The sequence below is a fragment of the Burkholderia ubonensis subsp. mesacidophila genome (assembly GCF_002097715.1).
Taxonomy (GTDB): domain Bacteria; phylum Pseudomonadota; class Gammaproteobacteria; order Burkholderiales; family Burkholderiaceae; genus Burkholderia; species Burkholderia mesacidophila.
On sequence record NZ_CP020738.1, the window covers coordinates 2,299,229 to 2,324,945 of the forward strand.

26 protein-coding genes are annotated in these 25,717 nt (G+C 67.6%); 15 read left to right on the forward strand and 11 right to left on the reverse strand.

Annotation, left to right across the window (positions count from 1 at the left end):
* Positions 1-122: 122 nt before the first annotated feature.
* The gene (locus tag B7P44_RS27730) at positions 123-605 is read left to right on the forward strand and encodes a nuclear transport factor 2 family protein (protein WP_084909086.1); all 483 of its coding nucleotides are present in this window, start codon (positions 123-125) and stop codon (positions 603-605) included.
* A gap of 3 nt (positions 606-608) precedes the next feature.
* Here B7P44_RS27730 and B7P44_RS27735 read toward each other — a convergent pair whose 3' ends face one another.
* From B7P44_RS27735 to B7P44_RS27750, 4 genes are all read right to left on the reverse strand, one after another.
* On the reverse strand, positions 609-1,223 hold the full coding sequence (locus B7P44_RS27735) for a cysteine hydrolase family protein (RefSeq protein ID WP_084909087.1): 615 nt from the start codon (positions 1,221-1,223) through the stop codon (positions 609-611).
* A 341-nt stretch (positions 1,224-1,564) separates the two neighbouring features.
* Entirely contained in the window at positions 1,565-3,025 is a 1,461-nt protein-coding gene (locus B7P44_RS27740) for an efflux transporter outer membrane subunit (RefSeq protein ID WP_084909088.1), read from the reverse strand.
* A complete protein-coding gene (locus B7P44_RS27745; RefSeq protein WP_084909089.1) occupies positions 3,022-6,198 on the reverse strand; it encodes an efflux RND transporter permease subunit in 3,177 nt (1,058 codons plus the stop codon). The genes B7P44_RS27740 and B7P44_RS27745 overlap by 4 nt, the downstream gene beginning before the upstream one ends.
* A 14-nt stretch (positions 6,199-6,212) precedes the next feature.
* Entirely contained in the window at positions 6,213-7,379 is a 1,167-nt protein-coding gene (locus B7P44_RS27750) for an efflux RND transporter periplasmic adaptor subunit (RefSeq protein ID WP_084909090.1), read from the reverse strand.
* 79 nt (positions 7,380-7,458) lie between these two features.
* Here B7P44_RS27750 and soxR point away from each other — a divergent pair, with 79 nt between their 5' ends.
* The gene (soxR, locus tag B7P44_RS27755; RefSeq protein ID WP_084909091.1) at positions 7,459-7,938 is read left to right on the forward strand and encodes a redox-sensitive transcriptional activator SoxR; all 480 of its coding nucleotides are present in this window, start codon (positions 7,459-7,461) and stop codon (positions 7,936-7,938) included.
* A 76-nt stretch (positions 7,939-8,014) separates the two neighbouring features.
* Here the strand turns inward: soxR and B7P44_RS27760 are convergent, their stop codons facing one another.
* Entirely contained in the window at positions 8,015-8,665 is a 651-nt protein-coding gene (locus B7P44_RS27760) for a TetR/AcrR family transcriptional regulator (RefSeq protein WP_084909092.1), read from the reverse strand.
* Between the two features lie 148 nt (positions 8,666-8,813).
* On the opposite strand from B7P44_RS27760, the gene B7P44_RS27765 reads away from it, so the two are divergent.
* Positions 8,814-10,115 (forward strand): NAD(P)/FAD-dependent oxidoreductase, encoded by a 1,302-nt coding sequence (locus tag B7P44_RS27765; protein WP_084909093.1) that lies wholly within the window; start codon positions 8,814-8,816, stop codon positions 10,113-10,115.
* 44 nt (positions 10,116-10,159) lie between these two features.
* Entirely contained in the window at positions 10,160-10,546 is a 387-nt protein-coding gene (locus tag B7P44_RS27770) for a DUF3331 domain-containing protein (RefSeq protein ID WP_084909094.1), read from the forward strand.
* 2 nt (positions 10,547-10,548) lie between these two features.
* On the opposite strand, the gene B7P44_RS27775 is transcribed toward B7P44_RS27770, so the two are convergent.
* Together B7P44_RS27775 and ggt are read right to left on the reverse strand one after the other, a co-directional pair.
* Complete coding sequence (locus B7P44_RS27775) at positions 10,549-11,877, reverse strand: dicarboxylate/amino acid:cation symporter (protein WP_084909095.1); 1,329 nt, start codon at positions 11,875-11,877, stop codon at positions 10,549-10,551.
* A gap of 146 nt (positions 11,878-12,023) precedes the next feature.
* A complete protein-coding gene (gene ggt, locus B7P44_RS27780) occupies positions 12,024-13,775 on the reverse strand; it encodes a gamma-glutamyltransferase (protein WP_084909096.1) in 1,752 nt (583 codons plus the stop codon).
* A 362-nt stretch (positions 13,776-14,137) separates the two neighbouring features.
* Between ggt and B7P44_RS27785 the strand changes: the two genes are divergently transcribed.
* The 3 genes from B7P44_RS27785 to B7P44_RS27795 all read left to right on the forward strand — a co-directional run bounded on the left by B7P44_RS27785 (position 14,138) and on the right by B7P44_RS27795 (position 16,496).
* Positions 14,138-15,016 carry a MurR/RpiR family transcriptional regulator gene (locus tag B7P44_RS27785; protein ID WP_084909097.1) on the forward strand — a complete coding sequence of 293 codons (879 nt, stop codon included), beginning with the start codon at positions 14,138-14,140 and terminating at the stop codon, positions 15,014-15,016.
* 176 nt (positions 15,017-15,192) lie between these two features.
* Positions 15,193-16,137 carry a metallophosphoesterase family protein gene (locus B7P44_RS27790; protein ID WP_084909098.1) on the forward strand — a complete coding sequence of 315 codons (945 nt, stop codon included), beginning with the start codon at positions 15,193-15,195 and terminating at the stop codon, positions 16,135-16,137.
* A 17-nt stretch (positions 16,138-16,154) separates the two neighbouring features.
* Positions 16,155-16,496, forward strand: a complete 342-nt coding sequence (locus tag B7P44_RS27795) for a cupredoxin domain-containing protein (RefSeq protein ID WP_045565185.1) — start codon at positions 16,155-16,157, stop codon at positions 16,494-16,496.
* 84 nt (positions 16,497-16,580) lie between these two features.
* Here B7P44_RS27795 and B7P44_RS27800 read toward each other — a convergent pair whose 3' ends face one another.
* Both B7P44_RS27800 and B7P44_RS27805 read right to left on the reverse strand, forming a co-directional pair.
* Positions 16,581-17,366 (reverse strand): anti-sigma factor family protein, encoded by a 786-nt coding sequence (locus B7P44_RS27800; RefSeq protein ID WP_084909099.1) that lies wholly within the window; start codon positions 17,364-17,366, stop codon positions 16,581-16,583.
* The gene (locus B7P44_RS27805; protein WP_084909100.1) at positions 17,366-17,902 is read right to left on the reverse strand and encodes a sigma-70 family RNA polymerase sigma factor; all 537 of its coding nucleotides are present in this window, start codon (positions 17,900-17,902) and stop codon (positions 17,366-17,368) included. The genes B7P44_RS27800 and B7P44_RS27805 overlap by 1 nt, the downstream gene beginning before the upstream one ends.
* A 200-nt stretch (positions 17,903-18,102) precedes the next feature.
* Between B7P44_RS27805 and B7P44_RS27810 the strand changes: the two genes are divergently transcribed.
* Complete coding sequence (locus B7P44_RS27810; RefSeq protein ID WP_084909101.1) at positions 18,103-18,447, forward strand: DUF4148 domain-containing protein; 345 nt, start codon at positions 18,103-18,105, stop codon at positions 18,445-18,447.
* Between the two features lie 59 nt (positions 18,448-18,506).
* Positions 18,507-18,785 carry a DUF4148 domain-containing protein gene (locus B7P44_RS27815; protein WP_084909102.1) on the forward strand — a complete coding sequence of 93 codons (279 nt, stop codon included), beginning with the start codon at positions 18,507-18,509 and terminating at the stop codon, positions 18,783-18,785.
* A gap of 713 nt (positions 18,786-19,498) precedes the next feature.
* Here B7P44_RS27815 and B7P44_RS27820 read toward each other — a convergent pair.
* Positions 19,499-20,746, reverse strand: a complete 1,248-nt coding sequence (locus B7P44_RS27820; RefSeq protein ID WP_084909103.1) for a dicarboxylate/amino acid:cation symporter — start codon at positions 20,744-20,746, stop codon at positions 19,499-19,501.
* Positions 20,743-21,393, reverse strand: a complete 651-nt coding sequence (locus B7P44_RS27825; protein WP_084909104.1) for a GntR family transcriptional regulator — start codon at positions 21,391-21,393, stop codon at positions 20,743-20,745. The genes B7P44_RS27820 and B7P44_RS27825 overlap by 4 nt, the downstream gene beginning before the upstream one ends.
* A gap of 161 nt (positions 21,394-21,554) precedes the next feature.
* Between B7P44_RS27825 and B7P44_RS27830 the strand changes: the two genes are divergently transcribed.
* From B7P44_RS27830 to B7P44_RS27855, 6 genes are all read left to right on the forward strand, one after another.
* On the forward strand, positions 21,555-22,019 hold the full coding sequence (locus B7P44_RS27830) for a GNAT family N-acetyltransferase (RefSeq protein ID WP_084909105.1): 465 nt from the start codon (positions 21,555-21,557) through the stop codon (positions 22,017-22,019).
* A gap of 157 nt (positions 22,020-22,176) precedes the next feature.
* Positions 22,177-23,082 carry an N-acetylmuramic acid 6-phosphate etherase gene (gene murQ, locus B7P44_RS27835; RefSeq protein ID WP_084909106.1) on the forward strand — a complete coding sequence of 302 codons (906 nt, stop codon included), beginning with the start codon at positions 22,177-22,179 and terminating at the stop codon, positions 23,080-23,082.
* Positions 23,083-23,118: 36 nt separating this feature from the next.
* Positions 23,119-23,403 (forward strand): UTRA domain-containing protein, encoded by a 285-nt coding sequence (locus B7P44_RS27840; protein ID WP_231716728.1) that lies wholly within the window; start codon positions 23,119-23,121, stop codon positions 23,401-23,403.
* 211 nt (positions 23,404-23,614) lie between these two features.
* Entirely contained in the window at positions 23,615-24,469 is an 855-nt protein-coding gene (locus B7P44_RS27845; RefSeq protein ID WP_084909107.1) for an IclR family transcriptional regulator, read from the forward strand.
* A 19-nt stretch (positions 24,470-24,488) separates the two neighbouring features.
* Entirely contained in the window at positions 24,489-25,241 is a 753-nt protein-coding gene (locus B7P44_RS27850; protein ID WP_084909108.1) for an IclR family transcriptional regulator, read from the forward strand.
* 151 nt (positions 25,242-25,392) lie between these two features.
* Positions 25,393-25,701 carry an ArsR/SmtB family transcription factor gene (locus B7P44_RS27855; RefSeq protein WP_084909109.1) on the forward strand — a complete coding sequence of 103 codons (309 nt, stop codon included), beginning with the start codon at positions 25,393-25,395 and terminating at the stop codon, positions 25,699-25,701.
* The last annotated feature ends 16 nt before the right edge of the window (positions 25,702-25,717 follow it).

A 25,717-nucleotide genomic window follows, 5' to 3' on the forward strand; every position in this document is an offset into this window, starting at 1 on the left:
CCGGATGGCGCATCCCGCCCGTATCTGATCCGCCGGAAACCACGACGCCCACGGTTTCATCAGGAAACCTTCGCGTCGATGCGCCGGGTCGACGACAGCACCCGCATACAAGGAACACGCTCATGGCATCATCCCGCTCGCCCCTTCGCTCCCTCGCCATCGCCATCGTCCTGCTGGCCGGCGCCACGGCAGCGCTGGCCAATCCGCCGACGCCACCGCGCAACCCGGCAGCCGAGGAAGCGAACCGCCAGCTCGTGCTGACGTTCTACGACCGCTTCTTCAACAAGCACGAGATCGCCGCGGCCGCGACCGTCGTGGCGGACGACTATAAGCAGCACAATCCCTACGTGCCCGACGGCAAGCAGCCGTTCGTCTCGTATTTCACCGGCGCCTTCAAGGACAATCCGCGGTCGCGCGCGCAGATCGTGCGCAGCGCGGCCGACGGCGATCTCGTCTACCTGCACGTCCATTCGACCGAGCACCCCGGCGATCGCGGGCAAGCGGTCATCGACATTTTCCGCGTGAAGGACGGCAAGATCGTCGAGCACTGGGACGTGATCCAACCGGTGCCGGAACAATCCGCGAACGCGAATACGATGTTCTGACCGTTATCGGATCAGGTCGAGCTTCAGCACCTGTTCCGTCGTCAGGACATCGCCAAAGGTATCGTCGAGCGCGGCCAGCGTCGCGCGATGCAGCACATCGTGCGGCACCACGCTGCCGTCCGCCGCGTCGAGGGCGCGCGTCGCGCACGCGTCGTCGACGACGATGACCGCATAGCCGAGCGGCACCGCATCGCGCGCCGCGCCGGCCACGCACGCATGCGTCATCAGCCCGGTCACGATCAGCGTGTCGATGCCCGCTGCCTTGACGCGCACGTCGAGATCGGTCGTCGGGAACACGCTGACGGACGTCTTCCTCACCACCGCATGATGCGGCGCCGGCTGCAGGTCGGCGTGCAGCCGGATGCCGTCGCTTGCGTCGGCGAAGATCGGGCTGCCGGCCGCCGCGACGTGCTGGACGTGAAATACCGGCATGCCCGCACGATCCGCAAGCGCAACCAGGCGTTGCGCGTTGCGCAGCGCGCGCAGGCCGTCCGGGATCGGAAGCCGGCCGCTGAAGTATTCGTTCTGGAAATCGATGGCCAGCAGCGCCGTGGAGGCGGCCCGGATCGACCGGGGCGCGGTCGCGCCGGCCAGGGTGCGGATGGTGGGATGTTGCATGCGTCGCTCTCTCGATGTGGATGGGAAACGGGACGGCATCGCCCGGCCTGCGCCGGCCGCGCCGCTCACGGCGCAGGCCGCGAGGCGCCAGTGTCGGGCCGCGCGGCGGCACGCGACAGCGGCCCGCGGAACAACATCGGAAAGGATCGGGCCAATCGGACGACGGGGGTGCCGGGGACGCCGGGGACGACGGCCCGCACAGCGCCAGCCTGCCCCGTGTTTTCAAGCAAGCGACGCGCAACGGGAACGCGTCGCCGGCGCGGCGATCGAGCGCGCTTCGCAGACCGCTTCGCAGGCCGCTGCGAGCACCCGCCCGCAGCGGCCCGGCACCCCGCCCAGCGTCACCGCCGCGCAAGCGGCGCATCCGGCCCCGCGCCCGACGGCCAGCCGCCCGCGAGCGCCTTGTACAGCGCGACCGTCGCGTCCGCGCTGCGCATCCGGCCGTCGGCCGCCGCGTCCTGCGCCTGCAGCAGCGTGCGTTCCGCATCGAGCACCTCGTAGTAGTCGATCGCCCCCGCGGTGAACCGCGCATGCGCGAGCTGCGCGGCGCGCGCGCTGTCGGTCGCCGCACGCTCCAGATGCACGGTCTCGTCGCGCGTGCGCGCGGCGCGCAGCAGTGCGTTCTCCGTTTCCTCGAGCGCGCCGAGCACCGTCTGCCGGTATTGCGCGAGCTGGCCGGCCGCATCCGCGTTGCTCGCCGCGAGCCGCGCGCGCACCCGGCCGACGTCGAGGAACGACCAGTCGACGCCGAGCGCGACCAGGTTCGTGTCGCTGCCCGAGCGGAAGAAACCGTAGCTGCTCGTCATGCTGCCGAGCAGGCCCGTCAGCGTGAAGCGCGGGAACAGGTCCGCGGTCGCGACGCCGACCCGCGCGGTCGCCGCGTGCAGGCGCGCCTCGGCCGCCGCGACATCCGGACGCCGGCGGAGCAGGTCGCCCGGCGTGCCGGGATCGATGTCCGCGACGAGCGCGGGCAGCGGCGCGGGCGCGTCGAGCTCGCCGATCAGCGCGCCCGGCGGCTGGCCCGTCAGCACCGCGAGCCGGTGCTCGTCGACGCCGATCGCCGCCTCGTAGACGGCGATCCGCGACGTCGTCGATTCGACCTGCGCGCGAGCGCGCGCGGCGTCCAGCTCCGAGCCGCGCCCCGCGCCGACGCGCGCGTCGATCAGCGCAAGCGTCTGCCGCTGGTTGTCGGCGTTCTCGCGCGCGATCCGCAGCCGTTCCTGCGAACCGCGCAGGTCGACGTAGGTGCGCGCGACCTCGCCCGCGATCGCGATCCGCACCGCGCGGACGTCCGCCGCGCTCGCGGCCGTTTCCGCGCGCTGCGCTTCGACCCCGCGCCGCACGCGGCCGAACAGGTCGAGTTCCCACGCGGCGTTGATGCCGACGCTCGACGTCGGCTTGTCGCGCTGATCGCGCGGCGCGCCGAACGCCTGGTCCTTGCTCATCAGCCGGTGGCCGATCTGCCCGCTCGCGGTGAGCGTCGGAATCTGGTCGAAGCGGGTCTCGCGCAGCAGCGCGCTCGACGCGTCGTAGCGCGACACCGCGAGTTGCAGATCCTGGTTCGCGGCGAGCGCCGCGTCGATCAGGCGGGTCAGCGCGGGATCGCCGAAGCCGCGCCAGAACGCGGCGTCCGCGTCCGCAGACGTGCCGGCCGGCACAGCGTCACGCTGCGTCGCCGGCAATTCGTCGCGCGCGAACCGCGCGGAAACCGCCGACGCGGGCCGCTCGTAGTCGGGACCGACCGCGCACGCGGCAAGCGCCAGCGACGTCGCGAGCGCGGAAAGACGAAACACTGCGCTCATCGGTTTTCTCCTTCGAGGGTGCCATGCTGCTCGCTCCAGACGGCCGGCGTGCCGCCCGCGAGCTTGCGGATCGCAACGTAGAACACCGGCGTCAGGAACAGCCCGAACAACGTGACGCCGAGCATCCCCGCGAACACGGTGACGCCGGTGGCCGCGCGCACTTCGCTGCCCGCGCCGCTGCCGATCAGCAGCGGCACCGAGCCGGCGATGAACGCAACCGACGTCATCACGATCGGGCGCAGCCGCAGCCGGCACGCTTCAAGTGCGGCCTCGACGGTCCCCTGCCCCTGGATCTCGAGCTCGCGCGCGAACTCGACGATCAGGATCGCGTTCTTGCACGCCAGCCCCATCAGCACGACGAGACCGACCTGCACGAACACGTTGTTGTCGCCGCCGGACAGCCACACGCCGAACAGCGCCGCGCACATGCACACCGGCACGATCAGGATCACCGCGAGCGGCAGCGTCCAGCTTTCGTACAACGATGCGAGCACGAGGAACACCAGCATCACCGCGAGCGGGAACACGACGATCGCCGCGTTGCTCTGCGTGACCTGCTGGTAGCTGAGGTCGGTCCATTCGAGCGTGATGCCGGGCGGCAGCACGTCCTTCGCGATCTGCTCGAGCTTCGCGATCGCCTGCGCGGACGACATCACCTTCGGGTCCGCGTCGCCGATCAGGTCCGCGGCCGGATAGCCGTTGTAGCGGACCACCGGATCCGGCCCGTAGGTCGGCTCGACGGTCACCATCGAGCCGATCGGCACCATCTCGCCTTTCGCGTTGCGCGTGCGCAGGTTCGCGATGTCCTCCGCGGTCTGCCGATGACCGGCGTCCGCCTGCGCCATCACGCGGTAGACGCGGCCGAACAGGTTGAAGTCGTTCACGTAGATCGAGCCGAGATAGACCTGCAGCGTGCTGAACAGGTCGGTCAGCGCGACGCCCTGCGCCTTCGCTTTCAGCCGGTCGACCTTCACTTCGAGCTGCGGGATGTTCGCCTGGTACGAGCTGACCGGATAGCGCATCCCCGGCGTCTTCGCGACGGCGGCCTGGAACGCGGTCAGCGCGTTCTGCAGCGCGCCGTAGCCGAGCCCCGCGCGATCCTCCAGGTACAGCGAATACCCCGACCCGTTGCCCAGCCCCTGGATCGGCGGCGGCATCATCGCGTAGGCGATGCCGCCATGGATCGCCGCGAACCGCGCACCCAGTTCGGCGTTGATCTGCGCGGCGCTGCGCTTGCGCTGGTCGAACGGCTTGAGGATCACGTACGAGTTCGTGATGTTCGGCGTGTTCACGCCCTGCAGCGCGTTCAGGCCCGAGAAGCCCGCCACCATTTCGACGCCTTCGGTGCTGCGCGCGATCCGCGCCATCTCCTCCGCCACCGCGTTCGTGCGCGACAGCGACGCGCCTTCGGGCAGCTTCGCGCCGGCGAACAGGTACAGCTTGTCCTGGACCGGGATGAAGCCGCCGGGCACCGTGTTGAACAGCAGCGCCGTCGCCGCGAGCAGCGCCGCATAGACCGCGAACACCGCGCCGCGCCGCTTCAGCGTGCGGCCGACGACGCCGTGATAGCGGTCCGAGCTGCGCTCGAAGAAGCGGTTGAACGGACGGAACAGCCAGCCGAACGCACGGTCGAGCGCGCGCGCGAGTGCGTCCGGCGGCGCGCCGTGCGGCCGCAGCAGCTTCGCGGCGAGCGCGGGCGACAGCGTCAGCGAGTTGATCGCGGAGATCACCGTCGAGATCGCGATCGTCACCGCGAACTGCTTGTAGAACTGGCCGGTGACGCCCGACAGGAACGCCATCGGCACGAATACCGCGCACAGCACCAGCGCGATCGCGACGATCGGGCCCGACACCTCCTTCATCGCCTGGTGCGCGGCATCACGCGGGCTCAGCCCCTGCGCGATGTTGCGCTCCACGTTCTCGACCACGACGATCGCGTCGTCGACGACGATCCCGATCGCCAGCACGAGCCCGAACAGCGTCAGCGTATTGATCGAATAGCCGAGCAGCAGCAGCAGCCACGCGAACGTGCCGACCACCGACACCGGCACCGCGACGAGCGGAATGATCGAGGCGCGCCACGTCTGCAGGAACAGGATCACGACGAACACGACCAGCACGACCGCCTCGATCAGCGTGTGCTGCACCGCGCGGATCGATTCGCGCACGAACACCGTCGGGTCCCACACGGGCCGGTACGCGATGCCGGGCGGGAAGCGCTTCGACAGCTCGTCGAGCTTCGCGTACACCGCCTTCGCGACGTCGAGCGCGTTCGCGCCCGGCGACAGGAACACGCCGACCACCGCCGATTGCTTGTCGTTGAAGAACGACCGCAACGTGTAGTCGCCGGCGCCCAGTTCGAGCCGCGCGACGTCGGACAGCTTGACGACCTGGCCGTCGTCGCCGTTGCGCAGCACGATGTCGCCGAATTCCTGCACCGTGCGCAGCCGGCCGCGCACGTTGATCGACACGAGGAAGTCGGTCGCCTTCGGCGACGGCTCCGCGCCGAGCTGGCCCGCCGATACCTGCACGTTCTGCTCGCGCACCGCGGCAATCGCGTCGCTCGCGGTCAGCCCGCGCGACGCGAGCCGGTTCGGGTCGAGCCAGATCCGCATCGCATAGTCGCCGGAGCCGTATACGCCGACGTCGCCGATGCCGGTGATCCGCGACAGCTCGTCCTTCACGTTCAGCGTCAGGTAATTGCGCAGGTACAGCGAATCGCGGCTGCTGTCGGGCGAGTAGAGGCTCACGTACATCAGCGGCGTCGGCGACTGCTTCTGCGTCGTCACGCCGTACTGGCGCACCTCGTCGGGCAGTCGCGACAGCGCCTGGCTCACGCGGTTCTGCACGCGCACCGCGGCCGTGTCCGGATCGACGCCCGGCACGAACGTGACGACCACCTGCAGGCTGCCGTCGGAGCCGGCCACCGACTTCATGTACATGATCCCTTCGACGCCGTTGATCGCTTCCTCGAGCGGTTCGGCGACCGATTCGGCGATGGCCTTCGGGTTCGCGCCCGGATACGTCGCGCGCACCACGACGCTCGGCGGCACCACTTCCGGATACTCGCCCGCGGGCAGCATCGGAACCGCGATCAGCCCGAGCGCGAAGATGACGATCGACAGCACGACCGCGAAGATCGGCCGGTCGATGAAGAAACGGGAGAAATCCATGCTGCGGCCTCCCGTTACCGCGCCGCGGGCGCGGCGGCTTCGACGGACGCGGCCAGCGTCTTCGGCTTCACCGGCGCGCCCGGATAGAAGACCCGCTGCACGCCGTCGACGATCACGCGATCGCCCGCCTTCAGCCCCTTCTCGACGATCCGCTCGCCGTCCAGCGCGCGGCCGATCGTCACGTCGCGGCGCAGCGCCTTGTCGCCCGGGCCGACCACATAGACGTACTTGCGGTCCTGATCGGTCAGCACCGCCTTGTCGTCGACCAGCAGCGCGCCCTCGGCCCGGCCGCCGACGAGCTGCACGCGCGCATAGAGGCCCGGCGTGAACGTGCGGTCGGCATTGGCCAGGCGCACGCGCGCGCGGATCGTGCCGGTCGTCGAATCGAGCCGGTTATCGAGGAAGTCGACCGTGCCCGCGTGCGGGAAGCCCGTCTCGTTCGCGAGCCCGACGCGCACCGGATCGGCGCCGATCGCGCGATGCTTCGGATCGGTGCGCCGCGCGTTGTAGCGCAGGTAGCTCTGCTCGTCGCAATCGAAATACACATAGACAGGATCCTGCGATACGACCGTCGTGAGCAGCGTGTCGTCGGCGCGGGCGAGGTTGCCGACCGTCGCCATCGCGCGGCCGACGCGGCCGGAGATCGGCGCGCGCACCTCGGTAAAGCCGAGATTCAGCTGCGCATCGGCGACGGCGGCGTCGGCCGCCTGCAGGTCGGCGCGCGCCTGCGCGTCGGCGGCACGCGCGTTGTCGAGCTCCTCCTGCGACGTCGCGTGCGAATCGATCAGCGTCTGCACGCGCTTGAGCTGCACCTGTGCGAGACCGGCCGCCGCGCGGGCGCGCTGCCGCTGCGCGATCGCGCGGTCGAGCGCGATCCGGTACGGGCGCGGATCGATCACGAACAGCACCGCGCCTTGCGGCACGAGGTCGCCCTCCTTGTAGGCGACGCGCTGCAGGTAGCCGCTCACGCGCGGCCTGAGCTCGACCGCGTCGACCGCCTCGACGCGGCCGTTGAATTCATCGGCAAGACGCACGGTGCGCGGCGCGATCGTCGCGACGCCGACTTCGGGGGGAGATTGGGCCGGCCGATCGCCGTTGCCGTCATGACAGCCGGACAACGCCAGCAGCAGCGCGCAGACGGCGCCCAGCGGCGCCGTCCTGGGTACGGGAAAAGAGAGCATGGAGCCTCGCGGTACGTTAAACTGCCGCGTAGCTTAAAAGTTGAAGTTAACTTTAAGTCAAGTTTTCCAGGAGGACGTCATGGGTACTGCGGAAGAGTCGAAAGGGCCGTTGCTGTCGATCCGCGAAGTCGCCGCGCGCAGCGGCGTGCCGGCATCGACGCTGCGCTTCTACGAATCGCGCGGCCTCATCAAGTCGCACCGCAGCGGCTCGAGCCATCGCCAGTATTCGCGCTCGGTGCTGCGCCTGATCGCGTTCATCGTGTTTGCGCAGAAGATCGGCTATTCGCTCGACGAGATCGCCGAACAGCTCGTGAGCCTGCCGGAAGACACGGCACCGACCAACAAGGACTGGCAACGGCTGTCGCGCGGGTGGAAGCAGCGGGTTGCGAACCGGATCGAGGAACTGCAGCGGCTCTACATCAACCTCGACGAATGCATCGGGTGCGGCTGCCTGTCGCTGAAGCACTGCAAGCTGACCAACCCCGAGGATCGCGCAGGCCGCAACGGGCCCGGCGCGCGACGCTGGCTCGGCGACCCGCCGCCCACCGACCTCGACTGACGCGCTGCGCGAACCCGAGCGCAACGCAGTCCGCGAACCGGGGCTCGCGCTGGCGACGTGACCGCATGCGCGGCGCTCAGTCGCCGAGGATGTTGAGCGCGACGGCAAGCACGGCCTGCTTGAACTCGAGCTGCCGCGTGGGCAGCGACGTGAATTCCAGCATCATGTGGCTGTACGAGACCGTCGTGCCGATCGCGCTCGCGAGCATGAAGAACAACACATTGGGGTCCGCGGCGCGAATCTCGCCGGCCTCCACCGCCTCCGCCAGCAGCGGAAACATCGCCTCGTGAAACGGGCGCACGAGCCGCTCCTGCAGCCGGTCGAGCCGCCCACCCTCCTCGGTCGCCGCCGTCGAGAAGAACATGCCCATGTCGGGCTCGCCGAACTCGTGCTCGACGCACAGCTCGATCGCGCGCCGCACGCGGTCGCGGTGCGCCAGCGACGACGTGCGCAGCGCGTGCATCGCGTCGAACATCGGCTCGGCCAGCTCGACGATCTGCTCGACGACGGCCAGCCACAACGTTTCCTTCGTGCCGAAATGATGGGCGATCAGCGCCGCGTCGACGCTCAGTTCCCGCGCGACTTCCCGCACGCTCGTCGCGTCGTAGCCGCGCTTCGCGAACGTGCGGCGCGCGGCCCGCAATATCACGTCCGGACCGACGGACGCACCCGCCAGCGGCCGCCCGCGCGTACGCCGCGACGGTGCGCGCTCAGTGACTTCAGCCACGTTTTCCTGCTCCCATTGAATGCTTCGCATGCCCGTATTCAGGCCCCGATTTTGCGTCATCGGAACCGGCTGGCCTGCCCGGCTGCGTTGACACGCAAGGCGGGGAAGCGCTAGGATCATACCTTATTCATCACGTGATGATTTAACAATGTTTACACTATCCGACCCCGTCCGTATCGTCATCGTCGGCGGCGGCATCGCCGGATTGCAGCTCGCGACCCGCCTGGGCGAGCGGCTCGGCAAGTCCGGACGCGCGCAGGTCACGGTCATCGACCGCAGCCCGACGCACGTGTGGAAGCCGATGCTGCACACGATCGCGGCCGGCACGCGCGATGTCCAGCAACAGCAGGTGATCTTCCTCGCCCACGCCCGCGAGCACGGCTACGCGTACCAGCCTGGCGAACTTCAGGGGCTCGATCGCGCGCGGCAGCGCGTGCGGCTCGGCGAGATCCGCTCGCAGGACGGGGCATTGGTGCTCGAAGCGCGCGAACTCGAATACGACGTGCTGATCCTCGCGCTCGGCAGCCAGGCCAACGATTTCGGCGTGCCGGGCGTGCGCGAGCACTGCTACTTCATCGACAGTCAGCGGCAGGCCGAAACCTTCAACGAAGCGTTGCGGATGCGCGTATTCCGCAGCGTCGCGCGCGACGAGCCGTTCCGTGTCGCGATCGTCGGCGCGGGCGCGACGGGCGTGGAACTCGCGGCGGAACTGAGCCGGCTGCTGGAAGTGGCGCAAGCATACGGCGACGCGACGGTGCGCGAGCGGCTGCGGCTCACGCTGCTCGAAAGCGGCCCGCGCATCCTCGCCGCATTTCCGCCGAGGATTTCCGCGTCCGCGCAGCGGCGGCTCGAACAGATCGGCTTTCATGTGCTGACGTCGACGCGCGTGACGTCGGCCGACGCGCACGGCTTCCACCATGGCGACGGTGCGTTCGCGAAAGCGGACCTGATGGTCTGGGCGGCCGGCGTGAAGGCGCCCGATTTCATGCAGGCGCTGGGCGGGCTCGACACGAACCGCGCGAACCAGATCGTCGTCGGGCCCACGCTGCAGGCGACGGGCGACGCGCGCGTGTTCGCGATCGGCGATTGCGCGAGCCTGCTGCCCGACGGCCACGAGCGGCCGCTGCCGCCCACCGCGCAGGTCGCGACGCAGCAAGCCGAGCATCTTGCGAAGCACCTGCCCGCGTGGCTCGACGGCAAGCCGATGCCCGCCTTCGCGTTCCACGATTTCGGCGCGCTCGTGTCGATCAGCGACTACGACGCGTTCGGCACGCTCGGGCAATTCGGCTTCTTCCGCGGCGGCTTCATCCAGGGGCGGCTCGCGCAGTTCAGCCACCTGATGCTGTACCGCCGTCACCAGCAGGCGCTGCACGGTTTCTCCAAGGCCACGCTGCTGTGGATCGCGGAACGGATCAACGGCTGCGTGCAGCCTCGCATCCGCCTGTCGTGATGCCGCGCGTCGCGGCATCGCGTAACGTTTCGAGGAAATCAGACATGAACGACAGCGCAGCGCCCTGGCTCAGGACCGTCGCCGCGATCGGCAGCTTCGACATGCCGGGCGCGCCCCGCCGACGCAGCACCACGCGCGACCGGCTGCCGTCGTGGGACGCGGCGAGCCGGCCGACGATCAGCGTGCTCGAACGTCCGACGCCCGACACCGTGATGATTTCGTGGTGCGACGCATGCACCGGGCACTACGGCTACCAGAAGTGGCGGCTGCTCACGACGCGGCGGCGCGGCACCTGTGCGCTGTCGGGACGGCCGATCGAGATCGGCGACAGCGTGTATTCGCCGCAACTGCTGGGATCGACGCCGGGCAACGCCGCCGCGATGGTGCTGGCGACGTGCATCGATGCGGCCCGGGCCGCCGAGGCGGCCTGAGTTCAGGCAGCGGTGACACGATCGGCGTCACGAGCCGGCTCGTTCATCTGCTTTTCGGCTTCGGCATCCAGCCGCGCCGCATTCGCTTCGGCCTCGGCTTCCGACATCAGCGCACCTTCCCACTTCGCGACCACCGCGCTGGCGATCGAGTTGCCCACCGCGTTCGTGGCCGAGCGCCCCATGTCGAGGAACGCGTCGACGCCGAGGATCAGCAGCAGCCCCGCTTCCGGAATGTCGAACTGGTGCAGGGTCGCCGCGATCACGACGAGCGACGCGCGCGGCACGCCGGCCATCCCCTTCGACGTCAGCATCAGGATCAGCAGCATCGTGACCTGCGTGCCGAGCGACAAGTGAATGCCGTATGCCTGCGCGATGAACAGCGACGCGAACGTGCAGTACATCATCGAGCCATCGAGGTTGAACGAATAACCCATCGGCATCACGAAGCTCGAGATCTTGCGCCGGACGCCGAAACGGTCGAGCGCGTCGAGGATCTTCGGATACGCGGCTTCCGAGCTCGCGGTTGCGAACGACAGCATGAACGCTTCCTTGATCAGCACGAGCAGCCTGAACACGCGACGGCCGAGGAACAACAGCCCGGCGGCGACGAGCGCGCTCCACAGCAGGAACAGGCTCACGTAGAAGTCCCCCATGAACACCGCGAATTTCAGCAGGATCGACAGGCCGTTGATCGCGACGGTCGACGCCATCGCCGCCAGCACCGCGAGCGGCGCAAGCTTCATCACATAGCCGGTGATCCTGAGCATCACGTGCGCGAGCTGGTCGATCGCCGCGACGAGGATCCTGGCGCGTTCGCCGAGCCCCGCGAGCGCGACGCCGAAGAACATCGAGAACACGACGATCTGCAGGATCTCGTTGTTCGCCATCGCCTCGGCGAACGACTTCGGCACCATGTGACCCACGAAATCCTTCAACGTGAACCTGGAGGTCGCGAGATGCGCGGACGCACCGATATCCGGCAGCGGCAGCCCGAGGCTCTCGCCGGGCCGCAGCAGGTTCGCCATCAGCAGCCCGAGCAGCAGCGAAATCAGCGACGCGGTGACGAACCAGCCCAGCGCCTTCACGAACACGCGCCCCACGGACGACGCGTCGCCCATGTGCGCGATGCCGACGACCAGCGTCGAGAACACCAGCGGACCGATCACCATCTTGATCAGACGCAGGAACACGTCGGACACCAGCGAGATGTAGCCGGCGATCTCCTCCGCGGACTGCTTGTCCGGGAACTGCGTATGGATCATGTAGCCGATCAGGATGCCGGCCGCCATCGCGAGCAGGATCCAGCCTGCCGCGGACATTCGTTTGTTCATGGCGAGATTCGGCGCACGTGACGGCGCCGCAAGGATGAAGATGAAATGGCGCGCCCCATGCCGTGCGATGGGACGCGCGTTGCGAACGGGTTGAGCCGTCGTGAACGGCGCGCGCCGAACCGGCGGTCCGGCGCCGGGCGCCTGGGTCAGTAGCCGATCGCCGAGCCGGCCGGGCGGCGCGGGTCGTTGGAGCCGTAGACGAAGCCGACCCGGACGTTGCCGGATACCGACGAGTCGTTCCCGGAACTCTGCCGGCTCGCCGCTTCGGTGCCGGGCAAGCCGACCATGATCAGCTCGGCCGCGCCCCACGGCGTCTGCTCGACCATCTTGTAGCCCATGTTGCGCAGGATCGCGCGCGTATCGGGCGACAGGCCATAGGTTTCGTAATAGACCTCGTCGGGCAGCCACTGATGGTGGATGCGGGGCGCATCGACCGCATCCTGCGGCGCCATCCCGTAGTCGATCACGTTCAGCACCGTCTGCAGCGTGATCGTGATGATGCGCGAGCCGCCCGGCGAACCGACCACCATGAACACCTTGCCGTCCTTCGTCACGATGGTCGGCGCCATCGACGACAGCGGGCGCTTGCCCGGCGCGATCGAATTGCGGGTGCCCTGCACCAGGCCGAACAGGTTCTGCGCGCCGACCTTCACGGTGAAATCGTCCATCTCGTCGTTCAGGAAGAAGCCCGTCCCCGGCGGAATGACCACGGCGCCGAAGCGGCCGTTCACCGTATAAGTCGTCGACACCGCGTTGCCGTCCCGGTCGATGATCGAATAGTGCGTGGTCTCCGGCTTCTCGTGCACGCCGACGCCAGGCTGCACGTCGACCGACGGCGTCGCCGTATCGGCGTGGATGCTCTTGCGGATGTCCGCCGCGTATGCCTTGCTCGTCAGCTTCGCGACCGGATTGTCGATGAAGTTCGGATCGCCGAGCAGCGTATTGCGATCCTCGTACGCATGCCGCATCGCTTCGGTCATGTAGTGGATCGACGCCGCTGAGTGATAGCCCAGCTTGCGCAGGTCATACCCTTCGAGGATGTTCAGCGTCTCGCACATCGTCACGCCGCCGGAACTCGGGGGCGGCGCCGACACGAATTCATAGCCGCGATACGTGCATTTCAGCGGCGCCATGTCTTCCGCGCGATAGGACGCGAAATCGCTCGCCGCGATCACGCCGCCGGCGCGCTTCGACGCCGCCGCGACGATCTTCGGAATCTCGCCGTGATAGAACGCATCGGGCCCCTGCGCCGCGATGCGCTCCAGCGTGCGGGCCAGATCCTTCTGCACCAGGCGATCGCCCGGCTGCAGCGGCGTGCCGTCGGGGCGGAGGAAGATGCGGGCCGCTTCCGGGTCCGTCTTGAAGCGCTGGATCGTCGTGTCGAGGATGTCCGTGTCGCCGCGCGTCAGGATGAAGCCGTCGCGCGCGAGCCGGATCGCGGGCGCCATCACCTGCTTGCGCGTCAGCTTCCCGTATTTGCGCAGCGCGAGATCGAGGCCGGCGACCGTGCCCGGCACGCCGACGGCGCGATAACCGTACAGGCTTTCATCCGGGCGGACATTGCCCGACGCATCGAGATACATGTTCGCGGATGCCGCGGCCGGCGCGGTCTCGCGGAAATTGATGAACCGGTCCCGGCCATCGGCCATGTGGAGGGTCATGAAACCGCCGCCGCCGATATTGCCGCAGCACGGGTTGGTCACCGCCTGCGCATAGCCGACCGCCACGGCGGCGTCCACCGCGTTGCCGCCTTCCTTCAGGATGTCGATGCCGATTTGCGATGCGAGGTGCTGCGACGAGACGACCATGCCGTTCGTCGCTTCGACCGCGGGCTCCGAAGCGGCGAACGCGCACACGTGCAATGCCGACAACAGGGTGAGTACAACAAGCCGCCTCATGACGGAATCCTCCAGAGAAATTACCGGGCCAGACCGGGATGCACAGCTGCCGGTCGGTACGCCGACGCTGCTAATTTTTTGATGTAATAAACAGTACATCCAAGCGAGGGCGCGATCATAGCACGCGGGATTTCACATCAAATACCTAGGGTTATCACCGAATATCAGCGAAATTGACGACAAAAGGTGAAGCGCAGAATGTTTGATTCATTACATTCACGAATCAGGATGCCGCCAGTCGATGCGTCCCTCAAATTTTGGCCGACGGCCCGATTCCCGTCCGCCGATGGGCTAACATGCGTGGGTTCACCGGCGGACGCAGGTCTGCCGTTTGTCATTCGAATCTGAAGTGGGAGTGCCCGATGGGGACGAGCATCAGGGCGTTGCTGTTATCCCAGATGGATAGCTATACGCCGTCGGAACAGAAGGTCGCGCACGCGCTGCTGGATCGCTATCCCAGTCTCGGGCTGGGGCCCATCGCACACTTTGCGAAGCAGGCCGAGGTCAGCGACCCGACCGTCTTTCGCTTCGTCGTCAGGATCGGCTTTCCCAATTACTCGTCGTTCCAGCAGGCGCTGTACGACGAAATCGACACCGCGATGAACTCGCCGCTCGCGCGAATGGATGCGTTCCACTGCGCCTCCGGCATGCGCGACAGTCATTCGGCGATCTTTCAACGGCTCTCCCGGTCGCTGGCCACCACGATCGAAGGGCTCGACGCGGCCGCATTCGACGAAGCGGTGACGCTGCTGGCGAAACCGGACGTCCGCATCTTCTGCGGCGGCGGGCGCTACACGGCGCCGCTCGCTTCGCTGTTTTCCTTTACCCTCGCCTACGCGCGCCCGCATGTTCAGTATGTCGAACCGAACGTCAACCTGGCCTCGGTCTCGCTGGCGGACATGGGCGCCAGCGATGTGCTCGTCATCTTCGATTTCCGCCGTTACCAGAAAGACAGCATCCGGTTCGCGCAAGCCGCGCACCGGCTCGGCACCCGGATCCTGCTGATCACCGACGAATGGAACTCGCCGATCAGCGCGTTCGCCGAGATCGTGCTGCGGATCCAGGGGCGCCCTTTCGCGATGCTGCAGACCAACGTGCCCGCGCTTGCGCTTGCCGAAGCACTCGTGATCGGCGTGACGAACCAGCATCCGGAACTGGCGCGGCAGCGGATGGAGAAGATCGAATATCTCAACACGGGGGGCATCGAACAGGATACGAACCAGCGGGATTTGCCCGAGTGATCGTCATCTGACGCGATTGCACCGCCTCGCAGGCCGCCGGCTCCGGCGGCCGACCTCGCCTTACCTCGCCATTCGCGGGAATAAATCCGCCGCTTCGCCGGTATCGCACGCGAAAGCGCCGGTTTATTCCCGGACGATCCGGCCGTCCGGTTCCGTCATACGATTGCGAGGCTGACATGTCTTCATCGAACCCTACCCGCCCGTCGCGCCGCAGGGCCCTGCAGTGCATGGCCTTCGGCGGTCTCGGCACGCTGTTCACGCTGTCGGGCGGCATCCTGACGCCGTTCGACCTCGCGCTCGCGCAGGACAGCGGCGCCCGCCCGGCCGATGCGGGGCGACCGCTGTTCCTGCAGATCAGCGACACGCACATCGGCTTCAACAAGGACGCGAATCCCGACGTCGCGGCCACACTGCAGCAGACCATCGACCTCGTCAACGGCATGTCGGCCAAACCCGCGCTGGCCATCCACACGGGCGACATCACGCACCTGTCCAAGGCCGCGGAGTTCGACCGCGCGTCGCAGCTGCTGTCCGGGCTGCGCGTGCCGGAGCTGCACACGGTGCCCGGCGAGCACGACGTGACCGATGGTTCGGGCGCCGAGTATTTCAGCCGGTTCGGCAAGGCGTCGGACAACCGTGGCTATTACAGCTTCGACCATGACGGCGTGCATTTCGTCGGGCTCGTCAACGTGATGCATTTCAAGCCCAACGGGCTCGGCAGCTTCGGCGAGGACCAGCTCGCGTGGCTGGAACAGGATCTCAAGGGCAAATCGTCGAGCACGCCGATCGTGGTGTTCTCGCACATGCCGATGTGGACGATCTACGAACCGTGGGGCTGGGGAACCGGCGACGCGCCGCAGGTCGTCGGCATGCTGCGGCGCTTCGGCTCGGTCACCGTGCTGAACGGGCATATCCACCAGATCGTCTCCAAGGTGGAAGGCAACATCACGTTCCATACCGCACGCTCCACCGCCTTCCCGCAGCCGACCGCCGGCAACGGCCCCGGCCCGGTGCCGCTCACGGTGCCGCATGATCAGCTCGCGAAGATGCTGGGCGTGACGACCGTCGCGTTCGCCGGCCATCCCGTGGCGTCGGCGCTTCACGACGCCACGCTCGGCTAAGCGGCAAGGAGGCCATCATGAAGAATCGTGCATTGCCCCGCACCCTCGTCGCACTCGCGCTCTGCGCGGCCGCGTCCGTGTCGCCCGGCGCGGCGTTCGCGCAGAGCGCGGGCGGTCCGCTCGTGACCATCAAGAACTTCATGTTTTCGCCGATGTCGACCACGATCAAGGCCGGCACGACGCTCACCTGGAAGAACCTCGATGCGGAACCGCACACCATCGTCAACGACGCGGGCATCTTTCATTCGAATGCACTCGACCAGGATGAAACGTACTCCTATAAGTTCGACAAGCCCGGAGTCTACAAGGTCTTCTGCGGGATTCACCCGTTCATGAAGGAAACGATCACGGTGCAGTAAGCCGGATCGCCGCGCTCCATGCCGGACGATGCATGCCGCAACCGGGCATGCGTCGCTGCGCAAGTCTCGTGCGCCCGCGAACGCCTACGATCCGGCCACCGCGCGCAACCGTTCGACAAACCCGCCGAGCTCGCCGGCGCCCGCATCGGTGACGGCCCAGTAGTTCATTCGCCCGGCCGACCAGCGCGCGACGTGATAGCCCTGTTGCTCGTAGACGCGCGGTTGCCCGCCGGCGCCGTTCCCCGGCCACACGTAGACGTTGATCGGATGGCGCTGGTACCGATACACGAGCACCGCGACGGTCCGCCCGCCGACGTAATCGAGCCGTCCGCCGACGAGCGGATAGCCGTCCCGCGCCAGATCCCGCACCGGCGGCGCAAAATCGATCTTGCCGTCGAACCACGGCTTGACCGTATGCCGGTCGGTCGACACGACGTCGGTCAGGTGATCCAGCTGAAGCGAGCGCACATGGCTGTCGACGAGTTCCGTCCTGAGCTGCTCGTCGGCCGTCGGAACGGACAGCCAGAGCGCGCCGCTCCACGCCAGCGCCAGCGCGCTGACGGCCAGCGCGCCCGCCGGCGCCCAGATCGGCATGCCGATCGCCCTCCGCGGCCTCAGCCAGCCGGACAGGCGCCGGCGCACGGATCGGCGGGCACGCAGATCCGCCGCGATCCGCGCGCGCAGTGCGTCAGGCGCGACGAACCGGAGGTCGGCCGACTTCAGCAGCGCACTCACCTGCTGCTGGGTCGCGAGTGCGCGCCGGCATGCGTTGCAGCGGGCCAGGTGACGCTCGAGCGCCGCACTCTCAGTGAGACTCAACTCGTTGTCGACGTATGCCGCGAGCACGTCGCATGCTTGCTGATGATCCATCACGCCTCCTGCCCCATGTTCACGAGAATCGCGGCGAGCTGCCGGCGCCCGCGCCCGAGGCGCGACATGACCGTGCCGATCGGCACGCCGACGATGCTCGCAATTTCCTTGTACGACAGCCCTTCGATCTCCCGCAGCACGACGACCTCGCGGTGCTCGACGCTCAGGCTCTCCAGCGCCTTGACGACCTGCCTGCGGTCCTGCGCGCGCATCAGCAGGGTCTCGGGACTGAGGCAGCCTTCGTCGCTCAATACCGGCGCGGCGTCGTCATCGTCGAGCGACAGCGATTCGGCCGTGCGGCGCCGGTTCTGCCGATACCACGTGAAGAACACGTTGCGGACGATGCTCAGCAACCACGCGCGCGCATCGTCGCCGTCGAACCTGTCGATGAACCTGAAGGCGCGGACATACGCTTCCTGAACGATGTCCTGCGCATCCTGGTCGTTGCGGGCAAGCCAGCGGGCGACGTTGTACGCGGCATGCATGTGAGGCGACATCAGCGCATCGAAGCGCCTGACAGGAGTCTGCTCGTCCATTCCGCACCCGGATCGTCACTTGATCGAAACCACACCGCACAAGTGATAACTCCCGACACGCGGGTTCTATTCCCGTCGTGCGCATGCCACGACGACGCCGAGGATTTTTTCAAGGATTCCGGATGAGCGGAATAAACGCGCCCGCCGCGAAGTTGGAACGATTGCAGCACGCACCGTTTTCACTTTCGAAGGAGCTGGACATGAACAAGCCTCTGCGGGTAGGCGTTTCCATCGCGATGCTTTGCGTCGCCGGTTTTGCAACGCAGGCGTCGGCGCAAGGCAGGACGCGCGCGGAAGTCCGTCAGGAGTTGATCGACGCGGAAAACCACGGCCTGCGTTTCGTGACCGATACGTCGTACCCCGGTGTGAGCCCGCTGTTCCAAACGCAGGCGGACCGGATGCAGGCCGCGCCCGAGCGCAGCGGAACCGGTAGTCAGGCCGCGGGTTCGACCGATGCGGGCAAGCGCGCGCTCGCGCCCGCGACGCCGGGCGACGCGGCATGCGTCGGCCCCGTCAGTTTCTGCACGCCGTATTTCGGCAGCTGAGACGCGCGCATCGTCCGTCGCCTGCTCGCCATTGCATTCACGGTTTCCGGAGCACCATCATGAAGCACCCGATCGGTTTGCTGATCGTCGCCGCGCTGTTCGCCGGCGATGCGGCATCGGCCCAGACCTCCGCGCCGCTCACGCGCGCGCAGGTGCTGGAGGAACTCTATCGACTTGAAGCCGCCGGCTACAATCCGTCCGCCGGCGACCAGGGCACGTATCCCGCGGACATTCAGGCGGCGGAAGCGAAAGTCGCCGCCGCGCAGCAGGCAGCGAAATCGGCGGCGGCCGACGCAGGTACGCCGTCAGCCGGCCTGCCCGCGCAAGCCGGCAGGTAGCGGCACGCGATGCCGGCGGCGGAGATTCGCAGGTCCGACCCGGCCAATCCGCCGGGTCGAGGCCTGCTCACGGAGGTGTCTCCCCGAGCGGCCGGCATGCGGCGCTCGACGAGATCGGTATAAAAGACGCGCGCTTCCCCCGAGGAGAAGAAGCGCGCGGTAAAGCCACCTGACGAATCCGAGGCGCCAACCGGGCAGTAAACGCCGTCAGGTGGGACACGAGACTAGGGGCCCGTGCCGAGTGAGAACCGTTGAAACTCGCTGAAGTCGCGAATTGCGCAGCCGGTTCGCTGCGCACTCCACGCCGCCATGCGCGCGTGTCGACCTCCGTCAACCCGCCGTGTTCGGCACGGTCGACATTGCTGTGTACAGCCGCGGCATCGAGCCGCGACGCAAAAACTGTGATCGCAGATGGTAACGTCGTGGCCGCGTCGATACGGCTGGTGCGCGCGCTCCCGACAATCTGCAATGATCCGGGGGCTGCCGCCCAACAGGCGCATGTCCGACGGCACCGAGGTTGCCGTCGAATACGGCCAGCCATAGGTGGTCTCTGTCCAATGCTTCCGATGGTCGGGCCGATGCCGGTGTTCGCAACACCGCCGTCGGCCGTTTCACTTCCGGTCATCGCCTGCCTCGCAACACGAGCGACGACCGCCCTGCCTCTCTACATCCTTCCTGCTTCGTGCATCCGGTTGTTCATCACGACGTGAACGTCACGCATGCTGCCGATTCGGCTGCCGCAACTCGGCCTCGCCCTGCTCATGGTCCGGGCCCGCGAGCCGCACGGCGACGGTCGCGGCCGCGGTGCTCGCATAGACGTTCAGCGCGGTGCGTCCCATGTCGAAGAAAGCATCGACGCCGAGGATCAGCAGCACCGCGTCCGCCGGCAGGCCGATCGACGTGAGGATCACGGTGATCGCGACGATCGCGCCGGACGGGACGTTTGCCGCGCCGTCGATCGTGACGATCGTCAGGATCACGATCATCATCACGACCGGCCACGTCCAGACGATGTGGTACGCATCGCCGAGGTAAGCGACCGCGAGCGCCGTATAGAGCACCGCGCCGTCGCGGTTGAAGATGTACGCGAGCGGCAGGATCGTCGACGCGACGCCGCGCGGCACGCCCATCTCGGTCAGCTTCTTCAGGTGCAGCGGGAACGTGATCTCCGACGAACGCGTCGTGAAGCCCAGGATCAGCGGCTCCCGCACCTTCCGGAGCACGGCGAGCGGCGAATGGCCCGTGGCCTTGATGACCGCCGTCAGGATGATCGCAAGCATCGCCATGCCGAGGTACGCGACACCCAGCAGCTTGACGAGCGGATGAAGCGCGGCGACGCCCTTGGTCGAGAACAGCAGCGCGAGCGCCGCGAAGATCGCGAGCGGCGACCACGCGATCACCCACTCGACCATCTTGAACAGGCCGGCCAGCAACGCCTCGAACACCGCGATCGCCGGTTCCGCGCGATCCGCGACCGCGGCCAGCGAGGACCCGAGCAGCACGCCGAACACCAGCACCGGCAGCGAGTTGCCCGCGGCGAGCGCGGCGACGACGTTGGCGGGAATCAGGTCGACCACGAATTGCAGCCAGTCGATCGACGACGCCAGATGCGCGGGCATCGTGCCCGTCTGGGTCAGGCTCGCGCCGAGCCCGGGGCGGAACGCCCAGTTGAGCAGCAGTCCGAGCGCCGCCGCCAGCGCGGTCATCACGACGAAGAACACGATGCTGAGCGTCGCGACGGTGCCGAGCCGGCCGCGCTGCTGCCTCGCGCGAAACACGCCGACCGTCACCGACAGGAAGATCAGCGGCATGACGACCATCTTGATCGCATGCCCGAAAATCGCGGTGACGAATCCCAGCTTCGAACCCACGTCCGGCAGGAATACGCCGCAAGCGCCCCCGAGCACCAGGCCGGCGAACATCTTGATCGGAAGCAAGGATTTATTGGTCTCGTTATTCATTGTTGTGCCCGGATTAGTTTGATACGCGCGGGCGTTCCGTCGATGATGTGATTCCACATATGCCGCCGAGCGAGTTCGCAGTCTTTATCGACGATCGCCTGATAAATCCTGAGATGCTCTATCGTGCCGCGACGCACCGTTTCAGCGTCGCCACGCGGCAATTCATTGAGTGCGAGGGTCTGGCCGCGCAATAATTCGTATGCCGTCGAGATTCTCGGGTTCTTCGCCGCCGCGAACAGCTCCTGATGGAATACCCATCCCACGCGCTGCTCGAGCATGATGTCGCCGGTATCCGCTTCGAGAATCCGGCTCATTCGCTCGGCCGACTCCCTGAGCCCGTCGGTCACCCCGCGCTGGGCGGCCAGATAGGCCGCGGTGCTCTCGAGCGCCAGCCGCATTTCGTAAATTTCCCGGAGGTCGTCGTTGGTGGGCGACGTGACGTACGTCCCGCTCTTGCCCACCACCGTGACGAGCCCTTCGGCCTCGAGCAGATGAAGCGCGCTGCGAACCGGCATCTGACCGAAACCGAGTTCGTCCGCAAGGCCGCGATGAGAGATCTTTTGTCCAGGCGTGAGCCGGCCGTCAAAGATTCGCGTGCGAATCTCCTCGTAGGCGCTCTCGGCATTGGTCAATATTTTCCCCGTCATCTGCGATCACAGTTTCACTGGTTGTTTTAAATGATTCGGCCGGGTGTGAGATTATCCTTCCGCTCGAATTCCGGCAACTGTAATTTATGCGAGTGCGGTAAATTTCGTACTGTGGATTTTGTAGTGTGGTTAAAAACCAGTGCCGAAAAAGGAAAAACCCCATGCCCCCAAAAGGAGCATTGTTCACTATTGCAGAGATTCAGGCGGAACAGACCTACCCGCTTCGGGCTGCAGTTTTGCTGGTCGGAAATGAACACGCGTGCCCGTTACCGGGAGATCAGGATCCGACGACCTTGCATTTCGCCGTCCGCGATGACGCGGACATCGTTGCGGTCGCATCGATCTGCGAGGAACGCTTGAAGGACGACCCGGCACCGCGCGCGTGGCGCCTTCGCGGGATGGCGGTCACCCCGCCGATGCGCGGGCTCGGCTTCGGCCAGCTCCTGGTGCGCCTGAGCATCCGCCGGGCCCGGCAGGCCGGCGCGGAGCTGGTCTGGTGCACGGCGCGTGAATCCGCGCGCGACTTCTACCGCGCGCTGGGCTTCGTCACGGATTCGCCGCCGTTCTCGATGCCGACTCGCCCGGACTTGAAGTTCTATCTGATGAAGTATCCCGTGGCGCGTTGACGCGGGGACGAAGCGGCGACGACGTGGCGCGTGCGCCGATCCGCGTCGCCCCCCTTCCGGGCGAGCGCCGGCACGTTCCGGCGAAAGGTATGCATCCGTGATAATTTGACCATGCCGATGATCATTTGACGGACCGTTTCCGGGAGGGCACACCGCCATGCGCCTCGAGCACCTCGTCACTGAACAGCCCAACGGGCAAAGCGCGAATCTCGATGCGCTCGGCATCGGCGAAGCACTCGCGCTGATGAATCGGGAGGACGCGCGCGTCGCGTCGTGCGTCGCGCATGCGCTGCCCGCGATCGCGTCCGGCGTGGCCGCAATTGCCGACGCGCTGCGGGCGGGCGGAAGGCTGATCTACATCGGGGCCGGCAACAGCGGGCGCATCGGCTATCTCGATGCGCTCGAGTGCCAGCCGACGTTCGGCACGCGGCCCGGCGACATCGTCGGCATCGTCGCGGGCGGCTTCGCGGGCATCACCGAATCCGCCGAGGATTCGGACGCGCTCGGGCGCCGCGATCTCGAAGCGATCGGCCTCACGCGGAACGACGTGGTCGTGGGGCTGACCGCCAGCGGACGCACGCCGTACGTGATCGGCGCGCTCCGCCATGCGCGGGGCACCGGATGCCGCACCGTCTGCGTCGCGTGCAACGTCGGCAGCGAGGCGGGCAAGCTGTCCGACGTCGCGATCGAGGTGGACTGCGGCCCGGAAGTGCTGACGGGCTCGACGCGCCTGAAGGCCGGCACCGCGCAGAAGATGATCTGCAACATGCTGTCGACGATCTCGATGGTCGCGCTCGGCAAGACGTACGGCAACCTGATGGTCGACGTCCAGGCGCACAACCACAAGCTCCGGCAACGGGCGATCCGCATCGTGTCGCAGGCGGCCCGCGTACCGACCGACGCGGCCGAGCGTGCGCTCGAACAGGCGGGCAACCGCCCGCGCATCGCGATCCTGATGCTCGCCGCGGGCATCGACCGCGCCAGCGCCGAGCGGCTCGCCGGCGCGGCCGGCGGCTCGATCCGCAACGCGCTCGCGTCGCTCCCGCAAACCGGGCCCGCTTGACGGGCGCCGGAACGCGACCTCGCCGAGCGCTTCCAGGTGTCGCGCGACACGGTCCGGCGCGCGATCGACAAGCTGACGCGACAGGGCCTGATCGAATCCCGGCGCGGGCTCCATCCCGGTTCGCAGTGGCTGCGCCGCGAGCTCGACCGGCCGTCGCCCGACGAATTGCTCGCGCTCGGGCTCGCGCCGGACGCGCGCGCGATCCGCCTGGAACGCGTCAGAACGGCCGATGCGGCGCCGATGGCCATCGAACGCGCGACGCTGCCCGCCAATCTGCTGAGCGCCGCTCGTTCTCGAGCGACGGATGCCCGCTCGAACTGACGCGCTCGCTGTATCGCGGCGACCGCTACGACAACGTCGCGGTGCTCGGCCAGGGGTGAGGAGCGGGGGCGCGACGCACGCGCGAACCCTGATGGGACATGCCCTAGCATGCGGCCCGATTCGCCGACGCCATAGTAGGATTCAAAGATTACCCGCACAATGCGCCGCACCGGCTCACGGTCCGGCCCAGACGGAGGACACGGAGACTGCCATGCATTCCGACAGGCCCTTGTCGCACGACGCCGGCACGCGGTCGCGCAATGGTCCGCACGGTGTCGACGCTGCACGCCCGAAGCCGCCCCGGCGCAAGCGGGCGCAAAGCGACGCGACGGTCACGCCGCTGGCACGCGGCCTCGCGATCCTGTGCGCGTTCGGGCCGGACAAGGGCTGGCTCGGCAACCGGGAAATCGCGCTGGAGACCGGCATTCCCGCGCCGACCGTGTCGCGGCTGCTGCAGTCGCTGGTCGCGCTCGGCTACCTGCATCACGACGACGCGAGCCGAAAGTACGCGCTCGCGCCCGCCGCACTGTCGCTCGGCTACGCAGCCATCGCCGATCCCGGCATCCAGCAGGCCGCCCGCGACGAAATGCGCACACTCGCCGAGGCAACCGATACCTGCGTGCTGCTCGGCGCGCGCGACCAGCTCGACGTGCTCATCCTGGATACGCAGGCCGGCAGCCGCGCGGCGCCCGACTCGCGGCGGCTGCCGGGCATGCGCATGCCGCTCGCGGATTCGCTGATGGGATGGACGCTGCTGGCGTCCCTTCCCGAATCGGAGCGCCTCAATCTGCAGGGCGAGATCGAACGGAAGGCGGGCCGCGAATGGCCGTCGATTCTGCCTCGCATGACCGAAAAGATCGCGCAGGTGCACGAACTCGGCTTCGGCATGCTGCACGACGAGCGGGAGCCGGAACGCGCGTGCATCGCCGCGCCGCTCCCTATCCGCGGCCGGCCGCCGCTGGTGCTCGGCTGCATCGGCCGCGCCGTCAGCATCGAACAGGAACTCGGGGCCCGGCTCGTCGCGCTCGCGCACGCGCTGCAGGCACGCCTCGCAACAGGCGATTGAGCGCCAGCCAGGCATCGCCATGTCCACATCCAGCCCCGTCACGCTGACCCTCGATCGCGGGCTTCAGGTGCTGCGCGCGTTTCATGCCGACCGTGCGCCGCTGACGAACGACGAGCTGGCGTCCCGGACCGGCTTGCCGACATCGGCCGTGTCGGACCTGACGTCGACGCTGATCGACCTCGGCTTCATTCACCGCATCGCGGGCGGCTCGCGTTACGCGCTATGCCCGGGCGTGTTCGGCATCGGACAGGCCTACCTCGCGACCAATCCGGTCACGCCGCTCGCGCATCCGTTCATGCAGCAATTGGCCGACCGGCTCGACGTCTCCGTCACACTCGCCGTGCCCGACCACCTCGACATGCTGGTTGTCGCGCACCGCTCCTCCGCGCGGATCGCCACGCCGCGGATAGGCGTCGGCTCGCTCGCGCCGATGGGCGCGACGGCGATCGGGCGCGCGTGGCTGTGGGGCCTGCCCGACCCGTTGCGGCGCCGCCAGATCGCGCAACTGACCGACGCGGCCGGCATCGAAGCGGCCTTCGCGGATCTGCGCGCGACCGGCGTCTGCATGTCGCTCGGCGAAAATCGGCATGATGCGTGGGGCATTGCGTTGCCGGTCCGCGTCGGGGTGTCGAAGACGCTGATGGCGCTGAGCTGCGGCGCGGTCGAACCGGAGCCGGATGTCGGCGCGATCCGGCGCCGCATCGTGCCGGCGCTCAAGCAGGCCGCGCTCGAACTGGCCACGCTGCTGCGCGACGTTCGTCCCGGGCCGTAATCGCGCCGCGGGCCGCGCCCGACGGCGGCCATCGCGCTCCCCTGCGAAAAACTATCACCCCCATTGAGAACAATGTCTTCGAACATATCGCTAGATTCCGATATAAGATTCGGCCATCGACGATGCTCATTTGCCTGAACAAACCTCACCCATGCCGACCGACCTCGACATCGACGCGATCCTCAAGGCGCTCGCCAACCCCGTCCGCCGGGAAATCCTCGACTGGCTGAAAACGCCGGCCGCGCATTTTCCGAACCAGACCCTGTCGTACGACGACGGCGTCTGCGCGGGGCAGATCGACGCGCGTTGCGGCCTGTCGCAGTCCACGGTTTCCGCGCACCTTGCCACGCTGCAGCGCGCGGGGCTCGTGACGTCGACCCGGGTCGGCCAGTGGGCGTTCTTCAAGCGCAACGAAGCAGTCATCGACGCCTTTCTCGACGCCATGCGCCGCGAACTCTGAGCGCGCGCCGGCCCCC